This window comes from Streptomyces sp. NBC_01244, from assembly GCF_035987325.1.
Classification (GTDB): Bacteria; Actinomycetota; Actinomycetes; order Streptomycetales; family Streptomycetaceae; genus Streptomyces.
On record NZ_CP108488.1, the window covers coordinates 8,473,527 to 8,489,043 of the forward strand.

Sequence of the window (15,517 nt, forward strand, 5' to 3'; positions counted from 1 at the left end):
GTGGGCAGCCGCCACCATGACTTGTCCATGATCGAAGGGCCGGGAGCTCCCGAAAGTTGTGCCGACGCGCCGCCCGCCCCGTACACGATGGCCGGTCTGGCGGGCGATCTGGCAGGACTGATGGACCACTTGGGCATCCGCCGCGCGGCGGTGGTCGGCTATTCGCTCGGCAGCTTCACCGCGGAGCTTCGCGCGCGTACCCGTCCCGACCTGGTCGGTGCACTGGTGCTGATGGCGGGGGCCGGCCCCCTGACGGGCGTGGTCGACGCGGTCATCGACGCGGAGGCGGAGCTGGTCGGCCTGTTGGGGCACTTGCCACCCGCGTTCGCTGCGTTGCAGACGCTGCAGACGTTGCCGAGCACGCTGCCGCCGCTGGTGCTGCGCGACGACGCCGGGGAGGTCGCCGCGTGGCGGGAGCTGCTGGGTGGGCAGGAAGCGGTATGGGCGTCGCGGCCGGAGAAGCAGGGCAGGCCGCGGCTTCCCACGTCTGGCTCCGCGATGCGGACCGCATGGCTGTCCTCGCGGGGATCCGAGCCCGCACGCTGGCGGTGGCGTTCGAGCACGACCTGTACTTCCGCCCTGGACGGGCGCCGAAGCCGTCCGGCTGCTGCCGCGCGGGGAACCGGCGGTCGTCGAGGGCGCGGCGCAGGGCGGCGTGCTGACTCACGCGGGGGCGACCGCCGAGGTCCTCCTGCAGTTCCTGGAGAGGGCCTGATGTCGAGTGAGGCGCCGGCGGTTGCCTCCAGGAGGGAGCAGTTCCCCGACTGCTCCACAGTGCCGCCTCCGGTGACCTGTTCGCTGTACGTTCGGCGTCTCGTGAGGGAGACCCTTCGGGTGGAGGGGATGATCCTGGTCAGCGGGTGAAGGAGTCCGCCTCGCCCGGCTCGGTCTCCAGGGCCTGGCGGTCGAACCTCAGCATGCCGAGGAAGAACAGGCCGCCGAGCAGGAGGAGGCCCACCACGATCACCACGGAGACGAAGGCCTCCTTCGGGCTGACCAGAACGAACAACGCGATGAGCGTCCACAGCAGTGCGCAGATGGCGACCGGCAGTTCGAAGCGTCCCAGGTCGAAGGCGCCCTTCTTGCGGCTCAGGCGTCCGCGCACCGTCAGGTAGAGCACGATGGTCGAGCCGTAGGTGAGCGCGGGGAGGATGGTCGAGGCCGTGATCAGCTTCAGCAGCGCGGCTCCCGGCAGTGCGACCATCAGGACGACGCCCAGGGCGAAGACCAGCACGGTCGCCGGGATCGGCGTCCTCGTGCGGGGGTTCACCCGCCGCATGAGCCGGTGGGCGGGGAAGCGCGCGTCGCGCGACATCGCGAAGACGAGCCGCGAGCACGAGACCATCACCACGATCCCGGCGCCGAAGAACGCGATGGTGATCGCGACCAGCAGCGTCCTCTCCATCGTCGGACCGAACTGGTCGCGCATGATCGCCGCGACCGGTGAGCCCTCGGCGCTGACGCGGGGGATGTCGTCGATCGCGACGGTGAGCGTGATCAGGAACAGCATGCCCAGAACCCCGGCCGCCACGACCGACCCCACGATCGCGCGCGGAACGGTGCGGAACGGGTCCTTGGCCTCCTCGGCCAGGTTCGCCGCCGAGTCGAAGCCGACGAGGGTCGCGAGCCCCATGATCATCGCGAGCATCAGCCCGCCGCCGACCGCGAAATAGTCCGGGGTGTTTTCGACGACCCCGCGCGAGGTGAGGTTGCCGACCGCGCCGTCGCCCGTGATGGCCACGGCGATGACGAGCGCGATCGCCACCACCACGACGAGGGCCAGTTCGAGCCCCACCGCGACCGTGTTGATCAGACTGACGAGGCGCGTGGAGGCCACGGCCAGCACGGTCTGGACGAGCAGCACCACCAGCGTGATCAGGCGCGCGGCGCCCTCGTCCGGCGCGATGCCGGCGAGCGGCATGAATGCCTGGCTGGCGAGCGCGTTGTCGACCGCCACCACGCCGATGGCCAGGTAGCAGAAGGTCAGCCACCCGAACCACCAGCCGATCTTCGGGCTGGCCAGCCGCGAGGCCCATTGGTACGAGGAACCGCTGAGCGGGATACGGGCCGCGAACTGGGCGACCACCAACGCCACCAGGGTCTGTCCCACCGCGGCGACGATCCACAACCAGATCCCGACCGGCCCGGCGGTCAGCAGGACTTCGTCGAATGTCGCGAAGATGCCGACCGCCACCGAGATGAACGCGAACGAGATCGCGAACACCTGGAAGGAGCCGAGCGTCCGCTTCAGCTCCTGCCGGTAACCACCGGCCTCGACGGAGCCCGCATCACCCTGGGCATCGGACGAGGACTCCACCACCGCGGCCACCTCACCTTCCGGGGCTCCTCCAGGGCCCGAGGCACACCGCAGGCAGGGGCTGATCAGTGCACCATTTCACTACCTCCGACGTCTATGTCCCGTTCGACTCGCGAGTGCGGCGGTGCGGATGCCAAGCTCCGGGGGAAGCGGCCGGCGGTTTCCGACGTGCGAAGGGGGCTGCCGGCGGTCAGCCCGCTCGTGCGTTTCCGCAGGTCAGAAGCAGCTTCAAGTGTTCCGATTGCCACCCCTGTGGATCAGTGCCGTACTGGAAGTGACCAGGACACTCGCAGGAGAGGCGTCATGGGAATCCTCGACTGGCTTTTCGGCAAGCAGAACGTGGTGGGCAAGTCCAACTCCGACGCAACAGCCGGGGTCTACGGCGGGAACGATGCTGATGGCAATGGCGTAGTGGGTGAAACCAACGGCAAAGGCGCCGGAGTCTTCGGCCAGAGCGCGACAGGCAATGGCGTGACCGGAGGGGCGTGGACCTTTGGCCAGGTCGGGGTCTGGGGCTTCTACTCCGAAGCAGCGGACCCTCCGCAAAGGGGGGCGGCCTTCGCGCGGCCGGTCACCGCAGGTGTCTGGGGAACAACGGCCAATGAGGGAGAAGTTCCCAGGGACTCCGGCCGGGACCATCGGCTGAGAAGGGCATCGGGCGTCGTAGGAGAGGCTTCGCTGCCGGGAGCCGGTTTCGGCTACGGAGTCCTCGGGTTGGGGTACAAGGACGAGGGCGTCGTCGGCTGGAGCCAGCATGCGGCCGGCGGCAAGTTCGAAGGGCTCACTGGCGCAGAGTGCACGGGAAAGAAGGGGCCGGGCATCACCGCGAAGTCCAAGGAGAGCCCTGGCGGCCGGTTCGAATCCACTGAGCACGGCCAGATCTGCCTGGTACCGCGAGCAGTCGAATTCGGTACAGGAGATCAGGGTGTCTCCTACCCGAAGCTGCCGGCAACCGGGCAGTCCGGGGAGATGATCACGGTCGTCCACCAGAACGGAGAGTGCAGCCTCTGGCTGTGCGTCCAGTCCTTCCGCCTCACGCAGACCGGCGGTGGCATCCACATCCCGATCCCGGCGGCTTGGGCACAGGTGCGGCTGGGCTCTGCGATCAGTGGTGAGGGATAGCCGCCCCCTCGCAGAGGGCGCGAGTCATCGGTGCACCGGACAACGACGATTGACACCTCTCGCAAGTGCCGCCTGCACGGCTTTGGCCCCGGTGTGTCGAATCCGCGAGTTGGCCGTCCGCCGTCGCGCGTGCCGGCGGGGCTGGTGTGGCGGGCTGCCAGGGAGGCGCGCGGCGGTTCGACGTCCACCGTGCGCGGGTCGTCGGAGCCTAGCGATCCGGGCGCGGAGGCGCCGCGGACGGCGGGGTGGTGTCCGCTTCCGGTTCGCCTGACGGGCCGATGCGGATCTCGAAGTCGCCGCCGTACTCCTCGTGGCCGGCGGCCACGGCGACGGCCACGGCTTCCTCGCCCTGCTCGCCCTGGATGATGAGCGGGTCCTGGCGCAGGTCCCGTACGAGTGCCACGCACATCCCGATCATGACCAGGGTGAACGGCGCCGCCACGAGGATCGTCAGGTTCTGCAGTCCGGCGAGCGCGTCGCCCTTGCCGTTGCCGATGAGCAGCATGACGGCCGCGACGGCGCCGGTGACCACGCCCCAGAAGACGACCACCAGCCGGGCCGGTTCCAGGACGCCCTTTTGTGAGAGCGTGCCCATCACGATGGAGGCGGCGTCGGCGCCGGAGACGAAGAAGATGGCCACGAGGATCATGACCAGCAGGCTCATGGCGGTGGCGATGGGGAACTGCTGGAGCAGCCCGAAGAGCTGTCCCTCGGGGGTGCTCTCCTTGTCGAGGGCGCCGCTCTCCCGGAGCTTCATGGCCGTGCCGCCGAAGACGGAGAACCACAGCAGGCTGACCGTGCTCGGGACGAGGATGACGCCGCCGATGAACTGCCGGATGGTGCGTCCGCGGCTGATCCGGGCGATGAACATGCCGACGAACGGGGTCCAGGAGATCCACCAGGCCCAGTAGAAGACCGTCCAGCTCCCCAGCCATTCGGCCACCTCGCCGGCGCCGGTGGCCTCGGTGCGACCGATGAGCTGGGGGAGGTCGCCGAGGTAGGCGCCGAGGGAGGTGGGCAGGAGGTCGAGCACGATGATGGTGGGCCCGGCGATGAACACGAACACGACGAGCAGGAGGGCGAGCACCATGTTGATGTTCGACAGCCACTGAATGCCGCGTTCCACGCCCGAGACCGCCGAGGCGACGAAGGCGACGGTCAGGACGGCGATGACGGCGACGAGGAGCGCGGTGCTGACCGAATCCATCCAGCCCAGCTCACGGAAGCCGCTGCCGATCTGGAGGGCTCCGAGGCCCAGCGAGGCCGCGGAGCCGAAGAGGGTGGCGAAGATCGCCACGATGTCGATGACACGGCCGATGCCGCCGTGCGCGTGCCGGGCGCCGATCAGCGGCTCGAACACCGCACTGATCGTCTGGCGGCGTTCGCGACGGAACGTGCTGTAGGCGATGGCGAGACCGACGACCGCGTAGATCGCCCACGGGTGGAGCGTCCAGTGGAACAGAGTGGTGGCCATCGAGGTCTGCATCCGCTCGGCGGAGTCGACGGGGTGAGTGCCGGGCGGCGGGTTCTCGTAGTGCGCCAGGGGTTCGCTCACGCCGTAGAACATGAGCCCGATGCCCATGCCGGCGCTGAACATCATGGCGACCCAGGAGACCGTACGGAACTCCGGCGGCTCGTCCTCGCGGCCGAGGGGGATGCGCCCGTAGCGGCTGATCGCCAACCAGAGGGCAAAGACGACGAAGGCGCTGGCGGCGAGCATGAAGGCCCAGCCGCCGTTGTGGATGAGCCCTTCGAGCAGGCTGCTCGACACGCTCTCCAGCGAGTCCGTCGCCACTGCGCCCCACAGAACGAAGGCGAGCGTCAGGCCCGCGGTGACCCCGAAGACCACCCTGTCCGTGCGGGAACGTTGATCGGCCGGCAACGAAGCATCCCTTCACCAAAGGAACAGAACCGCATGTCGTGATGGAGCGTCATATAGATCCTATTTAAGCCCATATCGGACCGCGATGTCCGTAGGACGCCCACGGTGCCGCCGGCTGGAGCCCCTGACCGCTGCACCTCCCCCCGCGGGACGCATCCGGTTCATCGCCGCCGACCGCGCCGACACCACCGTCGAGGTCCTGCCCGCGGACGCCGCGAAGGGCCGCGACGTGCAGGCGGCGAAGGAGACCACGGTCGAGTCCGGCGACGCCACTCCGGCGGCGGGTTCGCCGCGGCCCACGCGATGCTGGACTTCCCCGAGACGTACAAGGCCCGTGTCGTCTCGGCCCTCGGCCGCTCACGGCGCCCCTGGCTACTTCGCGGCGCGCGACGACCTGGTCACCACCCTGATCGGCAATGTCTACACCTCACTCGCCGACACCGTGGACGCCGCCTGGGTAGACCTGACGGAGGAGACCTGGGCTATGCGCAGGGCCAGTTGGAGTTCGAGGGCCCGGTCGGGGCGTTGCCAGTCGCGGCCGAGGAGTTGTCCGATGCGGTCGAGGCGCTGCACCACGGTGTTGACGTGGACGTGGAGGGCCTCGCGGGTCCTGGTCTGGTTCATGCCGGCGGCGAAGTAGGTCTGGAGGGTGTGTCTGAGGTTGGTTCCGCGCTTTGCGTCGTACTCGAGGATGGGGCCCAGGGTGTGGCGTACGTATCCGTGCAGGTCCGTCTGGTCTCCGAGGAGCACGCCGACGAACCCCAGGTCGGCCAGTGCTGCCCCCGTCCCGTCGTGGCCGAGTGCGCGGAGGGCGGCCAGGCAGCGGCGGGCTTCCAGGTAGGCGTCCGCGAAGTGCTCCGGGCCGGTCGCGGGCCCTGCGGCCCCGACGGTGACGGGTGAGGCGACGGCGTGGCTCAGCTCGTCGGCGATTTCCGAGGCGCAGGAAGAGGGGGTGCCGGAGGGGCAGACCAGGACGACTTCCTCGTGGTGCAGTCCGGCCAGCCCCTGGCGTGTTTGTGCGCCGCGGGTGGCGGCGGCCAGCAGTCGTTGTCGGGTGGCGCTGCGGGCGTGGAGGACGAATACGGTGTGGGGGTCGTTCAGGTTCACCTTGAGGCGGCGGGCCCTGGCGGTGAGGGTGCCCAGGTCGGCGGCCCGGCTGAGGAGATCGCCCAGGAGTTCGCCGCGGATGCGGTCTTCGGTTTCCGCGACGGAGCGGCGAAGGAGGAGCAGGAGGGCTGTGACGACGCTGGCGCGTTCGAAGAGACGGCGGTCTGCTTCGCCGAGGTCGGGGCGGCCGGTGAGGGCGATGCTGCCGAGGAGTTCGTGTCCGGCGAGGACGGCGCAGACCCAGGTTCCGTCGACGGGTACGGCGCGGCCGCCTGTCCGGGAGGCTGTTACGGCCTGTGCGGGCGGGGGTTGGGCGTCGGCCCCCACGCGCGCGAGTTCGCCTCCGTCCGCGTCGTGGATGAGCGTGCGGCCGTTGAGAATGGTGCCTATGGCGGTGGCGACGTCGGTGATGTCACCACCGCGGAGCACGAGGTCGGTGAGTCTGTCGTGTGCTTCCTCGGCCCGGCGCATGGCGTCGCTGTGTGCCTCGATGGTCTGTGAGGCTTGGTTGAGGTCGACGAGTGCCGTGCGGGTCTCGTCCATGAGGCGGGCGCTGTCGATGGCGATCGCGGCGTGGTCGGCGAGGGACGACAGCAGTGCGACTTCGTCGGGGCTGAAGGTGCGGGCCGAGCGGTCGGCGGCGTAGAGGACGCCGATCACCCGGGTGCCCAGGCGCAGTGGGACACCGAGGATGGCGCACAGGCCCTCTTCGGTGACGGCGCTGTCGATCGTGTTGGTGTGCTTGAAGCGCGGGTCGTCGCGGTAGTCGCCGGTGGTGTAAGGGCGTGCGGATTCGGCGACCAGGCCGCCCAGGCCCTCTCCCATGCCCAGTCGTACCTGTTGGAAGGCGGCGGAGACACAGCCGTCGGTGACCCGCATGTAGGTGTCGCCGGCTTCTTCGTCGTTGAGGGAGAGGTAGGTGACGTCGGTGCCGAGGAGAAGCTTGGCCCGGCGGGTGATCGCTCGCAGGACGGCGTCGAGGTCTCTGAGCGCGGCGAGGTCTCCGGCGGTGTCGAAGAGGGCGGCGAGTTCGGCCTCACGGCGGCGGTGCTGGCTGAGTGTGTCCCGGATGCGCAGTGCCACCCGGGTGGCTTCCGTGATCGCCGCGAGTTCGGATTCGGGGGCGTTCGCCTTCTTCGCCGCCTCCGCGGGTTGCGTGAAGTGTTCGAGCGGTGCGCCCTCGGCCAGGAGATCCAGCAGCTGCCTTTGGGCGGCCCCGGGCTGCCCGATGCCGGGGTTCTTCACTGGGTCGGGCATGACGGTCTCCGTGGTTCTGCGCGCGGCTGTGGAAGTGCGCCGGAAGCCCCGCGGGTGGGGCCGGGGTCACTTGGCGTCCGCCGCGTCCCGCTGTGGTGTGCGGGCCGCGGCGGACGGTGGGGTCAGCTGTCGGCCTTGACCGCGTGCTCGGGCTTGCGGGGGGCGGGAACCGTGCCGGTGGCGGGGGTGTGGTTGTGGGTCAGGCTGCGCCCGCGGGTTTCCTTGGCCACCAGGACGGTCAGGGTCGTGATCAGCATGGCGGTGGCGAGGTACAGGGAAATCGGCAGGGACGAATCGTAGTCCTTGAGCAGTTCGACGGCGATGATCGGGGCGAGGGCGCCGCCGATGATGGAGGCCAGCTGGGAGCCCATGGAGGCGCCGGAGTAGCGGACCTTGGTGTCGAACATCTCGGAGATGAAGGCGGCCTGAGGTCCGTACATCGCTCCGTGGAAGAGGAGTCCGATGGTGACGGCCCCTGCGATCGCGGGGAAGGACTTGGTGTCGAGCATCGCGAAGAAGGCGAACGCCCAGCCGATCATGCCGAGCGAGCCGATCAGGGTGACCGGACGGCGGCCGATCCGGTCGGACAGAGCGCCCCAGGCCGGGATCGTCACGAAGTGGACCGCGGAGCCGATCAGGACGGCGTTGAGGCCGTTGCTCTTGGACAGGCCCAGGTGGGTGGTGACGTAGACGAGGAGGAACGCGGTGAGGATGTAGTAGGAGATGTTCTCGCCGAGGCGGGTGCCGATGGCGGTGAGGACTCCGCGCCAGTTGGTACGGAACACTTCGGCGACGGGGAGCTCTTCCTTGATGCCTGCGGCGGCCTGCTCGGCGGCCTTGGCCTGGGCTTCGAGGAAGACGGGGGACTCCGAGACGGACACCCGGATCCACAGGCCGATGACGACCAGCAGGCCGGAGAGCAGGAACGGGATCCGCCAGCCCCAGGCGAGGAAGGCTTCATCGGACTGGACGGCGGCCAGGAGGGCGAGCACGCCGGTGGCGAGGAGGTTGCCGCCGGGTGCGCCGGCTTGGGGCCAGGAGGCCCAGAAGCCGCGGTTCTTGTCGTCGCCGTGTTCGGAGACGAGCAGGACCGCGCCGCCCCATTCGCCGCCGAGGGCGAAGCCCTGGATCAGGCGGAGCACGGTGAGCAGGACGGGCGCTCCTACGCCGATGCTGGCGTGGGTGGGCAGCAGGCCCATGGCGAAGGTGGCGCCGCCCATCATCAGGAGGCTGAGGACCAGGAGCTTCTTGCGGCCGATCCTGTCGCCGTAGTGGCCGAAGACCATGCCGCCCAGCGGCCGGGCGGCGAATCCGATGGCGTAGGTGAGGAAGGCGAGGAGGGTGCCGACCAGCGGTTCGCTGCTGGGGAAGAACAGCTTGTTGAAGACGAGGGCGGCGGCGGAGCCGTAGAGGAAGAAGTCGTACCACTCGATGGTGGTGCCGACGAGGCTGGCGCTGATGATGCGGCCGATGCCGGCTCTGGACTGCTGGGTTGCCATGGGCGGGTACCACTTTTCGGCTGGGGACGGTCTGCGAGGGGCAGTGCGAAGGGTGGAACGCCGGTCAGGCGGCGCTCCAGCCCCCGTCGACGGGAAGGGAGGCGCCGGTGATGTATCCGGTGTGCGGGCCGCAGAGCCATACGGCGATGGCGGCGACCTCCTGAGGTTCGATCAGTCGCTTGATGGCGGAGCGATTGAGCATCACCTCGCCTATCACCTGGTCGGGGCCGATGCCGTGGGCGGCGGCCTGCGCGGCGATCTGCTGCTCGACCAACGGGGTGCGCACGTAGCCGGGGTTGACGCAGTTGCTGGTGATGCCGTGCGGGGCGCCTTCGAGAGCAGCGACCTTGCTCAGGCCCTCGAGGGCGTGTTTGGCGGTGACGTATCCGGCCTTGAAGGCGCTGGCGCGCAGGCCGTGCACGCTGGATATGTTGACGATGCGGCCCCAGCTCCGTGCGGACATGTGCGGCAGGACCCGGCGCAGGAGGAGGAACGGGGCGTGGACCATGACCTTCTGGAGGAGTTCGAACCGCTCCGGGGGAAACGCGGTCAAGGGGGCCACGTGCTGGAGGCCGGCGTTGTTGACGAGGATGTCGATGTCGGCCGGAAGGCCTTCGATGAGGTCGCTGCGGGACAGGTCCACGACGTGCGGGTGACCACCGATCTCCTCGGCCACGGACTTGGCCGCTTCGGCGTCGAGGTCGACCACGTGGACCTGTGCGCCCGCGGAGGCGAGTGCCTGAGCGCAGGCCCGTCCGATGCCGCTGCCCGCGCCGGTCACCATGGCGGTTCGGCCCGCCAGATCGATGCCCGCGGTTCCGTCGGACGGGGGTGTGATTCCGCTTGTCATGGCGGGAATCATGCGGGACATCGGGGTGCCACTCCCATGGGGCTGACCGCCATAGTCGTGACTGGCGATGTGGTGGGTACCACCATCACCAGGTCCTCAGCTGGTCAGGGGGCACTTCGTCAGCAGGTCTTCCGGCGTGGCGGCGGCCGGGCGGGGCACGGTGTGGCCGGGCGGCGGCTGTACTCCGCGGCCGATCCAGTTCTCCAGCGCCGTGAAGGCCGCACGGTGGCACGGGAGGAGCGGGCGGAGCTCGTTGGGGAACACGTCGAACAGTGAGTCGACGTGGGTGCCTCCTTCGACCCGGTAGTAGCGAAAGAGGCGGCCTCGGCCGGCGTCGGACACCATGCGGGCGTAGACGTCGGAGTCCCGGCTGATGGGAAGGAGCACGTCGAGGGTTCCGTGCACCGTGATCAGAGGTTTGCCGATCCGGCCGGTCAGGGCGATCTTCGACACCGCGTCGCGGACGCCCTGGGGCCGGCCGCCGTACTCGTAGTCGCTGTCGCACGAGGGCGTCCCCGGAGTACAGAACGGGGTTCCCGCTTCCTGCGGGCCGTCGTAGTCCGGGTCGAGCTCCTCGCGGTAGATGCGCTGGGTGAGGTCCCAGTAGTACTGGTGGTGGAACGGCCACAGGAATTCGGATCCGGCCGGGAAGCCGGCGGCCGTCATCTGCTGGTGGGCCTGCTCGGAGCCCTCGCCGCCCTTCGCGTAGATCGGGTACGCGGCGAGTGCCGGAGGCAGGAACGTGAGCAGGTTCGGACCCTCCTCACGCCAAAGGGTGCCTTCCCAGTCGACGCCGCCGTCGTAGAGCTCCGGATGGTTCTCCAGTTGCCAGCGCACGAGGTAGCCGCCGTTGGACATGCCGGTGGCCAGTGTGCGGGCCGGGGGGCGCAGGTAGCGTTGCACGATGACGGCGCGGGCGGCGCGGGTGAGTTGGGTGACGCGCGTGTTCCATTCGGCGATCGCGTCGCCCGGGGCGTGTCCGTCACGGTGGAAGCCCGCCCCGGTGTTGCCCTTGTCGGTCGCGGCGAAGGCGTAACCGCGGGCCAGCACCCAGTCTCCGATGGCCCGGTCGTTGGCGTACTGCTCGCGCACTCCCGGCGAGCCCGCGACGACCAGCCCGCCGTTCCAGCGGTCAGGCAGGCGGATGACGAACTGGGCGTCGTGATTCCAGCCGTGGTTGGTGTTGGTGGACGAGGTGTCGGGGAAGTATCCGTCGATCTGGATGCCCGGGACGCCGCTCGGCACGGCGAGGGCGGCCGGGGTCAGGCCTGCCCAGTCGGCCTTGTCGGTGTGGCCGGAGGCGACTGTCCCGGCGGTGGTGAGCTCGCCCAGGCAGACGTTTCGCTGGCGTTCGGCACCCGGCACCTTCAGCCTGGACATCGCCGCGCAGTGGCCGGTGATGCCTTCGCCGCTCTTTTCCCGGTCGTCGGCGGCTGCGGGGACCGCGGCCAGGGTCACGAGCGCCGCTGCCGCCGCGACCGCCCGTCGCAGGCTGACGACGCGTGAACGCGGACCGCGCGGCGGTGATGCTGATCTGAGCAGGGGAAACACGGGTACCTCCGGTGAGTGGCCTCTGCGGGCAAGCGGGACGCTATGGCGCATCACGGCGCCCGGGGCAGGGGCAGGGCCCCCACAGATCGGGCGGGAAGAGTGGGGATGTCCGCCACGCCTGCGGGAGGAGAGCCTCCGCTCCCGCCCCGCGGCCGGATCCTCGTCGAAGGGGTCAGGGGCAGTTTCCGTCGGCGATCACGTAGTAGCCGGCCGGGGCCTCCTTGAGGGTGTGGGTGGCGAAGGTGTTGTAGAGGCCCATGTTCTGGTTCGAGCCCTTGGCGTAGGCGTAGCTGCCGTCGGTGGTGGCGCGTCCGGCCTGAACCTGCTGGTAGTTGTTCGCGGTCCAGCACTTCGGTGCCGCGCCGGTGGTGGTGGCGCCGATGCCCGCCGAGCGCAGGCCCTCGACGCCTGCGCCGTCCAGGGCGGCCACGGCGTAGGTGTGGGTGCTGCCCGGGCTCAGGCCCGTGTCCGTGAAGGGGGATCCGGTCGGGGTGGCGATCCGGCTGCCGTCCCGGTACACGGCGTAGGAGGCGGCCCCGCTCACGCCGTTCCAGTTCAGGGTGATCGCGGTGTCGGTCGCGTTGCCCGCGGCCAGGCCTGCCGGGGCGGGCAGCCCGCCGGGCTGCGGGACGGAGCCGTCCAGGCCGAAGAAGCCGGTGATCCAGTAGCTGGAGCAGATCGAGCGGATGAAGTTGCCCGTCCCGGTGGCGCCGCACTGCTGGGCTCCGGTGCCCGGGTCCACGGGGGTCCCGTGGGCGAGGGAAGGCACCCGGTCCACCTCGACCGCGACACTTCCGTCACCGGCCAGGTACTGCTCCCTGCGCGTGTTGTCGGGCCCGATCGTGGAGGTGCGGTCCGCGCTCTGGTCCAGGCCGTGGACGGCCGTCCACTGGTCCCGCAGCTCATCCGCGTTCTTGGGCACGACCTTGGTGTCGCTGTCCCCGTGCCAGATGGCCACCCTCGGCCACGGGCCGCTGTAGCCGGGGTTGGCGTCACGGACGCTCTGTGCCCAGGCCGACGGAGTGCGGTCCACTCCGGGACTCATGCAGGAGTAGGCGGTGACCACCGAGTTCGCGCAGGCGTAGGGGATCCCGGCGATGACCGCACCCGCCCGGAACACCTCCGGGTAGGTGGACAGCATCACGGACGTCATCGCACCGCCCGCCGACAGTCCCGTGACGTGAACGCGCCCGGAGTCGGTGTGGTACGTGGAGGCGGCGTAGGCGACCATCTGGCGGATGGAGGCTGCTTCGCCCTGACCGCGCCGGTTGTCGCCCGGCTCGAAGAAGTTGAAGCACTGGTTGCCGTTGTTCGCGGAGGTCGTTTCCGCGAAGACCAGCAGGAAACCGTACTGGTCGGCGAATTTCGTCAGGCCGGAGTTGTCGGCGTAGATCTGGGCGCTCTGCGTGCAGCCGTGCAGAGCGACGACCACGGCCGGGGCGGCGGGTAGACCGGCAGGCCGGTAGACGTACATGTTCAGAGCGCCCGGGTTCGCGCCGAAGCCGCTGATCTTCTGCAGCGAGACCGCCGCCTCGGCGGCCGGTGCGGGGACGGGCTGGAGCAGCGCCGCCCCCACCACCAGGGCCACCACCGCGGTCATCCGCCCGAGGGCACGGCGCCATCGTCCCTTCCGCTCCCAAGGGCGGCGCGGACCAGCGGACGACAGCGGTGTGGGACGTGTTTCACGCGAGGGCATGGCGGCTCCCTGTCCGGGTGGCACGCGATCGACTCGATCACGCGACCCAGTCCGGCCGTCTCGTCCAGATGGCCGAATACTGAGGTGCCGGTAACCGTAAGGTTCGGGACGGCCGGGTCAGAACGGTTCCGCACCCCACAACCGGCTGAAAACCGTGTGGACTGCACCCCGTTGTCCGATCGGCGTCGCCCTGCTATCCCGTGCGGATCCAGGTCACCGGCCGACCACGAGGTCACCCGCGATGGCCAGTTCCGCTCCGGTGGCAGCGCGTACATCGTCCACGCTCACACCGGAGGCGACCTCGCGCAGCAGGAGACCCGCAGGGGAGACGTCCATCACCGCCAAGTCGGTGATGACCCTGTTCACCACACCCCAACCGGTCAGCGGCAGCGTGCACTCCTCGACCAGCTTGTGCGAGCCGTCCCGGGCCGTGTGCTCCATGAGCACGATCACCCTCCGGGCCCCGTGGACCAGATCCATGGCTCCCCCCATGCCTTTGACCACCTTCCCCGGGATCATCCAGTTCGCCAGGTCCCCGAAGGCGGAGACCTGCATGGCCCCCAGCACGGCGACATCGATGTGGCCGCCGCGGATCATCCCGAAGGAGAGCGCGGAATCGAAGCAGGAGGCGCCCACAGCGGCGCTCACCGTCTCCTTTCCCGCGTTGATCAGATCAGGGTGGACGTCCTCCTCGTACGGGTAGGGGCCGACACCGAGGATGCCGTTCTCCGAGTGGAGGACCACCTCGATGCCGTCGGGCAGGTGGTTGGGTATCAGCGTGGGCAGCCCGATGCCCAGGTTGACGTACGAGCCGTCCGTCAGTTCCCGGGCGGCTCTGGCCGCCATCTGCTCGCGTGTCAGGGCCATATCACGCACTCTCCTCGTGGCGCGGACGCGTCGTGCGCCGCTCGATGCGCTTGGCCGCCGCAGGATCGTCCGCCGCGACGCCGACCACCCGCTGGACGAAGATGCCGGGCAGATGGACCTGGTCCGGGGAGATCTCGCCCGGCTCGACCAGCTCCTCCACCTCGGCCACGGTGATACGGCCGGCCATGGCCACGAGCGGGTTGAAGTTGCGGGCGGAAGCGTGGAAGACGAGATTGCCGTGTCGGTCACCGACGGCTGCCCGGACCAGGGCGAAGTCGGTGGTGATGCCCTCTTCGAGCAGGTACTCGCGGTCCTTGAAGGTCTTCGTCTCCTTCGGCGGCGACGCCACGGCGACGGTCCCGTCCTGGCGGTAGCGCCACGGCAGACCGCCATCGGCGATCTGCGTGCCCACGCCGGCAGGGGTGTAGAAACCGGGTATGCCCGCCCCGCCGGCCCGCAGCCGTTCGGCCAGGGTCCCCTGCGGCACCAGTTCCACCTCCAGTTCACCGCTGAGGTACTGGCGGGCGAACTCCTTGTTCTCACCGACGTACGAGCTCGTCATGCGGGCAATCAGGCCTTCGCGCAACAGCAGCCCGAGCCCCCAGTCATCGACACCGCAGTTGTTCGACACCACCCGCAGGCCGCCCACACCACGTTCTCGCAACGCCTCGATGAGCACTCCGGGGATCCCGCACAGTCCGAAGCCGCCGACCGCGACGGACGCTCCCCGGCCCACATCGGCCACCGCTTCCAAGGAGTCTGCGACCACCTTGTCCAAACCCGTCCGCACACCCGTCCGCACACCCATCCGCAATCCCTTCGCCGGTGTACGCCTCACCTGCTCGGTCGGCAGTCGAGGCTCATCACCCGCCTGAGCCTAGGAACGCGTCGTGTGCCGCACGATGGTGACAGCACCCACAACCAGGCACGGCGCCATGGGGGAAAGTCCCGGCGTGCCCGCACTGAGCGTCACGTGCGGGCCCGTCGACTCCCATGGCGGATTGCCCCGTTGCCCGGCCGCCGGCGGCGTAAGGAGATGACCTGGTCGGCCCGTCGGGCCGTGACCAGGAGGTACTCCCAGTCCAGGGGCGGCGGCCGGACACCCGGCGGCGGCGGTGGGGCATCGGGGTGCATTCTCGTCGTTCATGTCCCCATGACTAGCGTCCGCACAGGTTCCGGCGAGGACGACGCCGCGGACGAGTACCCCGCACGGGCGCTCCGTCGGCGCACGACTGGACGGGCACACAATCAAAAAATATGCTTCGGGCAGATCCTTCAGAGCAGATGTCTGAGCGGCCCGGGGGAGGGACGTCGGGTCGCTCGACGACAGCAGCGCGGAGCGGCGGCGCCGTTCCGGCGGGAGGGGTCC

Annotated in this window: 11 protein-coding genes and 1 pseudogene; 3 read left to right on the plus strand and 9 right to left on the minus strand. The window is 69.6% G+C overall.

Annotation, left to right across the window (positions count from 1 at the left end):
- The gene (locus tag OG247_RS37725) at positions 1-864 is read left to right on the plus strand and encodes an alpha/beta fold hydrolase (RefSeq protein WP_327257771.1); all 864 of its coding nucleotides are present in this window, start codon (positions 1-3) and stop codon (positions 862-864) included.
- On the opposite strand, the gene OG247_RS37730 is transcribed toward OG247_RS37725, so the two are convergent.
- The gene (locus OG247_RS37730) at positions 854-2,320 is read right to left on the minus strand and encodes an APC family permease (RefSeq protein ID WP_327256461.1); all 1,467 of its coding nucleotides are present in this window, start codon (positions 2,318-2,320) and stop codon (positions 854-856) included. The genes OG247_RS37725 and OG247_RS37730 overlap by 11 nt on opposite strands.
- Before the next feature lie 300 nt (positions 2,321-2,620).
- Between OG247_RS37730 and OG247_RS37735 the strand changes: the two genes are divergently transcribed.
- Entirely contained in the window at positions 2,621-3,439 is an 819-nt protein-coding gene (locus OG247_RS37735; RefSeq protein ID WP_327256462.1) for a hypothetical protein, read from the plus strand.
- Between the two features lie 208 nt (positions 3,440-3,647).
- On the opposite strand, the gene OG247_RS37740 is transcribed toward OG247_RS37735, so the two are convergent.
- The gene (locus OG247_RS37740; protein ID WP_327256463.1) at positions 3,648-5,321 is read right to left on the minus strand and encodes a BCCT family transporter; all 1,674 of its coding nucleotides are present in this window, start codon (positions 5,319-5,321) and stop codon (positions 3,648-3,650) included.
- Positions 5,322-5,406: 85 nt separating this feature from the next.
- Between OG247_RS37740 and OG247_RS44980 the strand changes: the two are divergent.
- Positions 5,407-5,589, plus strand: a pseudogene (locus OG247_RS44980) (hypothetical protein); the annotation flags it as partial.
- A gap of 152 nt (positions 5,590-5,741) precedes the next feature.
- On the opposite strand, the gene OG247_RS37745 reads toward OG247_RS44980, so the two are convergent.
- From OG247_RS37745 to OG247_RS37775, 7 genes are all read right to left on the minus strand, one after another.
- Positions 5,742-7,685 carry a helix-turn-helix domain-containing protein gene (locus OG247_RS37745; RefSeq protein WP_327256464.1) on the minus strand — a complete coding sequence of 648 codons (1,944 nt, stop codon included), beginning with the start codon at positions 7,683-7,685 and terminating at the stop codon, positions 5,742-5,744.
- A gap of 122 nt (positions 7,686-7,807) precedes the next feature.
- Positions 7,808-9,184, minus strand: a complete 1,377-nt coding sequence (locus OG247_RS37750; RefSeq protein ID WP_327256465.1) for an MFS transporter — start codon at positions 9,182-9,184, stop codon at positions 7,808-7,810.
- Positions 9,185-9,248: 64 nt separating this feature from the next.
- Positions 9,249-10,034, minus strand: a complete 786-nt coding sequence (locus OG247_RS37755) for a 3-hydroxybutyrate dehydrogenase (protein ID WP_327256466.1) — start codon at positions 10,032-10,034, stop codon at positions 9,249-9,251.
- Positions 10,035-10,130: 96 nt separating this feature from the next.
- Entirely contained in the window at positions 10,131-11,585 is a 1,455-nt protein-coding gene (locus OG247_RS37760) for a 3-hydroxybutyrate oligomer hydrolase family protein (RefSeq protein ID WP_442813513.1), read from the minus strand.
- 172 nt (positions 11,586-11,757) lie between these two features.
- Positions 11,758-13,281, minus strand: coding sequence for an extracellular catalytic domain type 1 short-chain-length polyhydroxyalkanoate depolymerase (locus OG247_RS37765; RefSeq protein WP_327256467.1), 1,524 nt, complete (start codon positions 13,279-13,281; stop codon positions 11,758-11,760).
- A gap of 213 nt (positions 13,282-13,494) precedes the next feature.
- Positions 13,495-14,148, minus strand: a complete 654-nt coding sequence (locus OG247_RS37770; RefSeq protein ID WP_327256468.1) for a CoA transferase subunit B — start codon at positions 14,146-14,148, stop codon at positions 13,495-13,497.
- 1 nt (position 14,149) lies between these two features.
- Positions 14,150-14,956 carry a CoA transferase subunit A gene (locus OG247_RS37775; protein WP_327256469.1) on the minus strand — a complete coding sequence of 269 codons (807 nt, stop codon included), beginning with the start codon at positions 14,954-14,956 and terminating at the stop codon, positions 14,150-14,152.
- Positions 14,957-15,517: the final 561 nt, after the last annotated feature.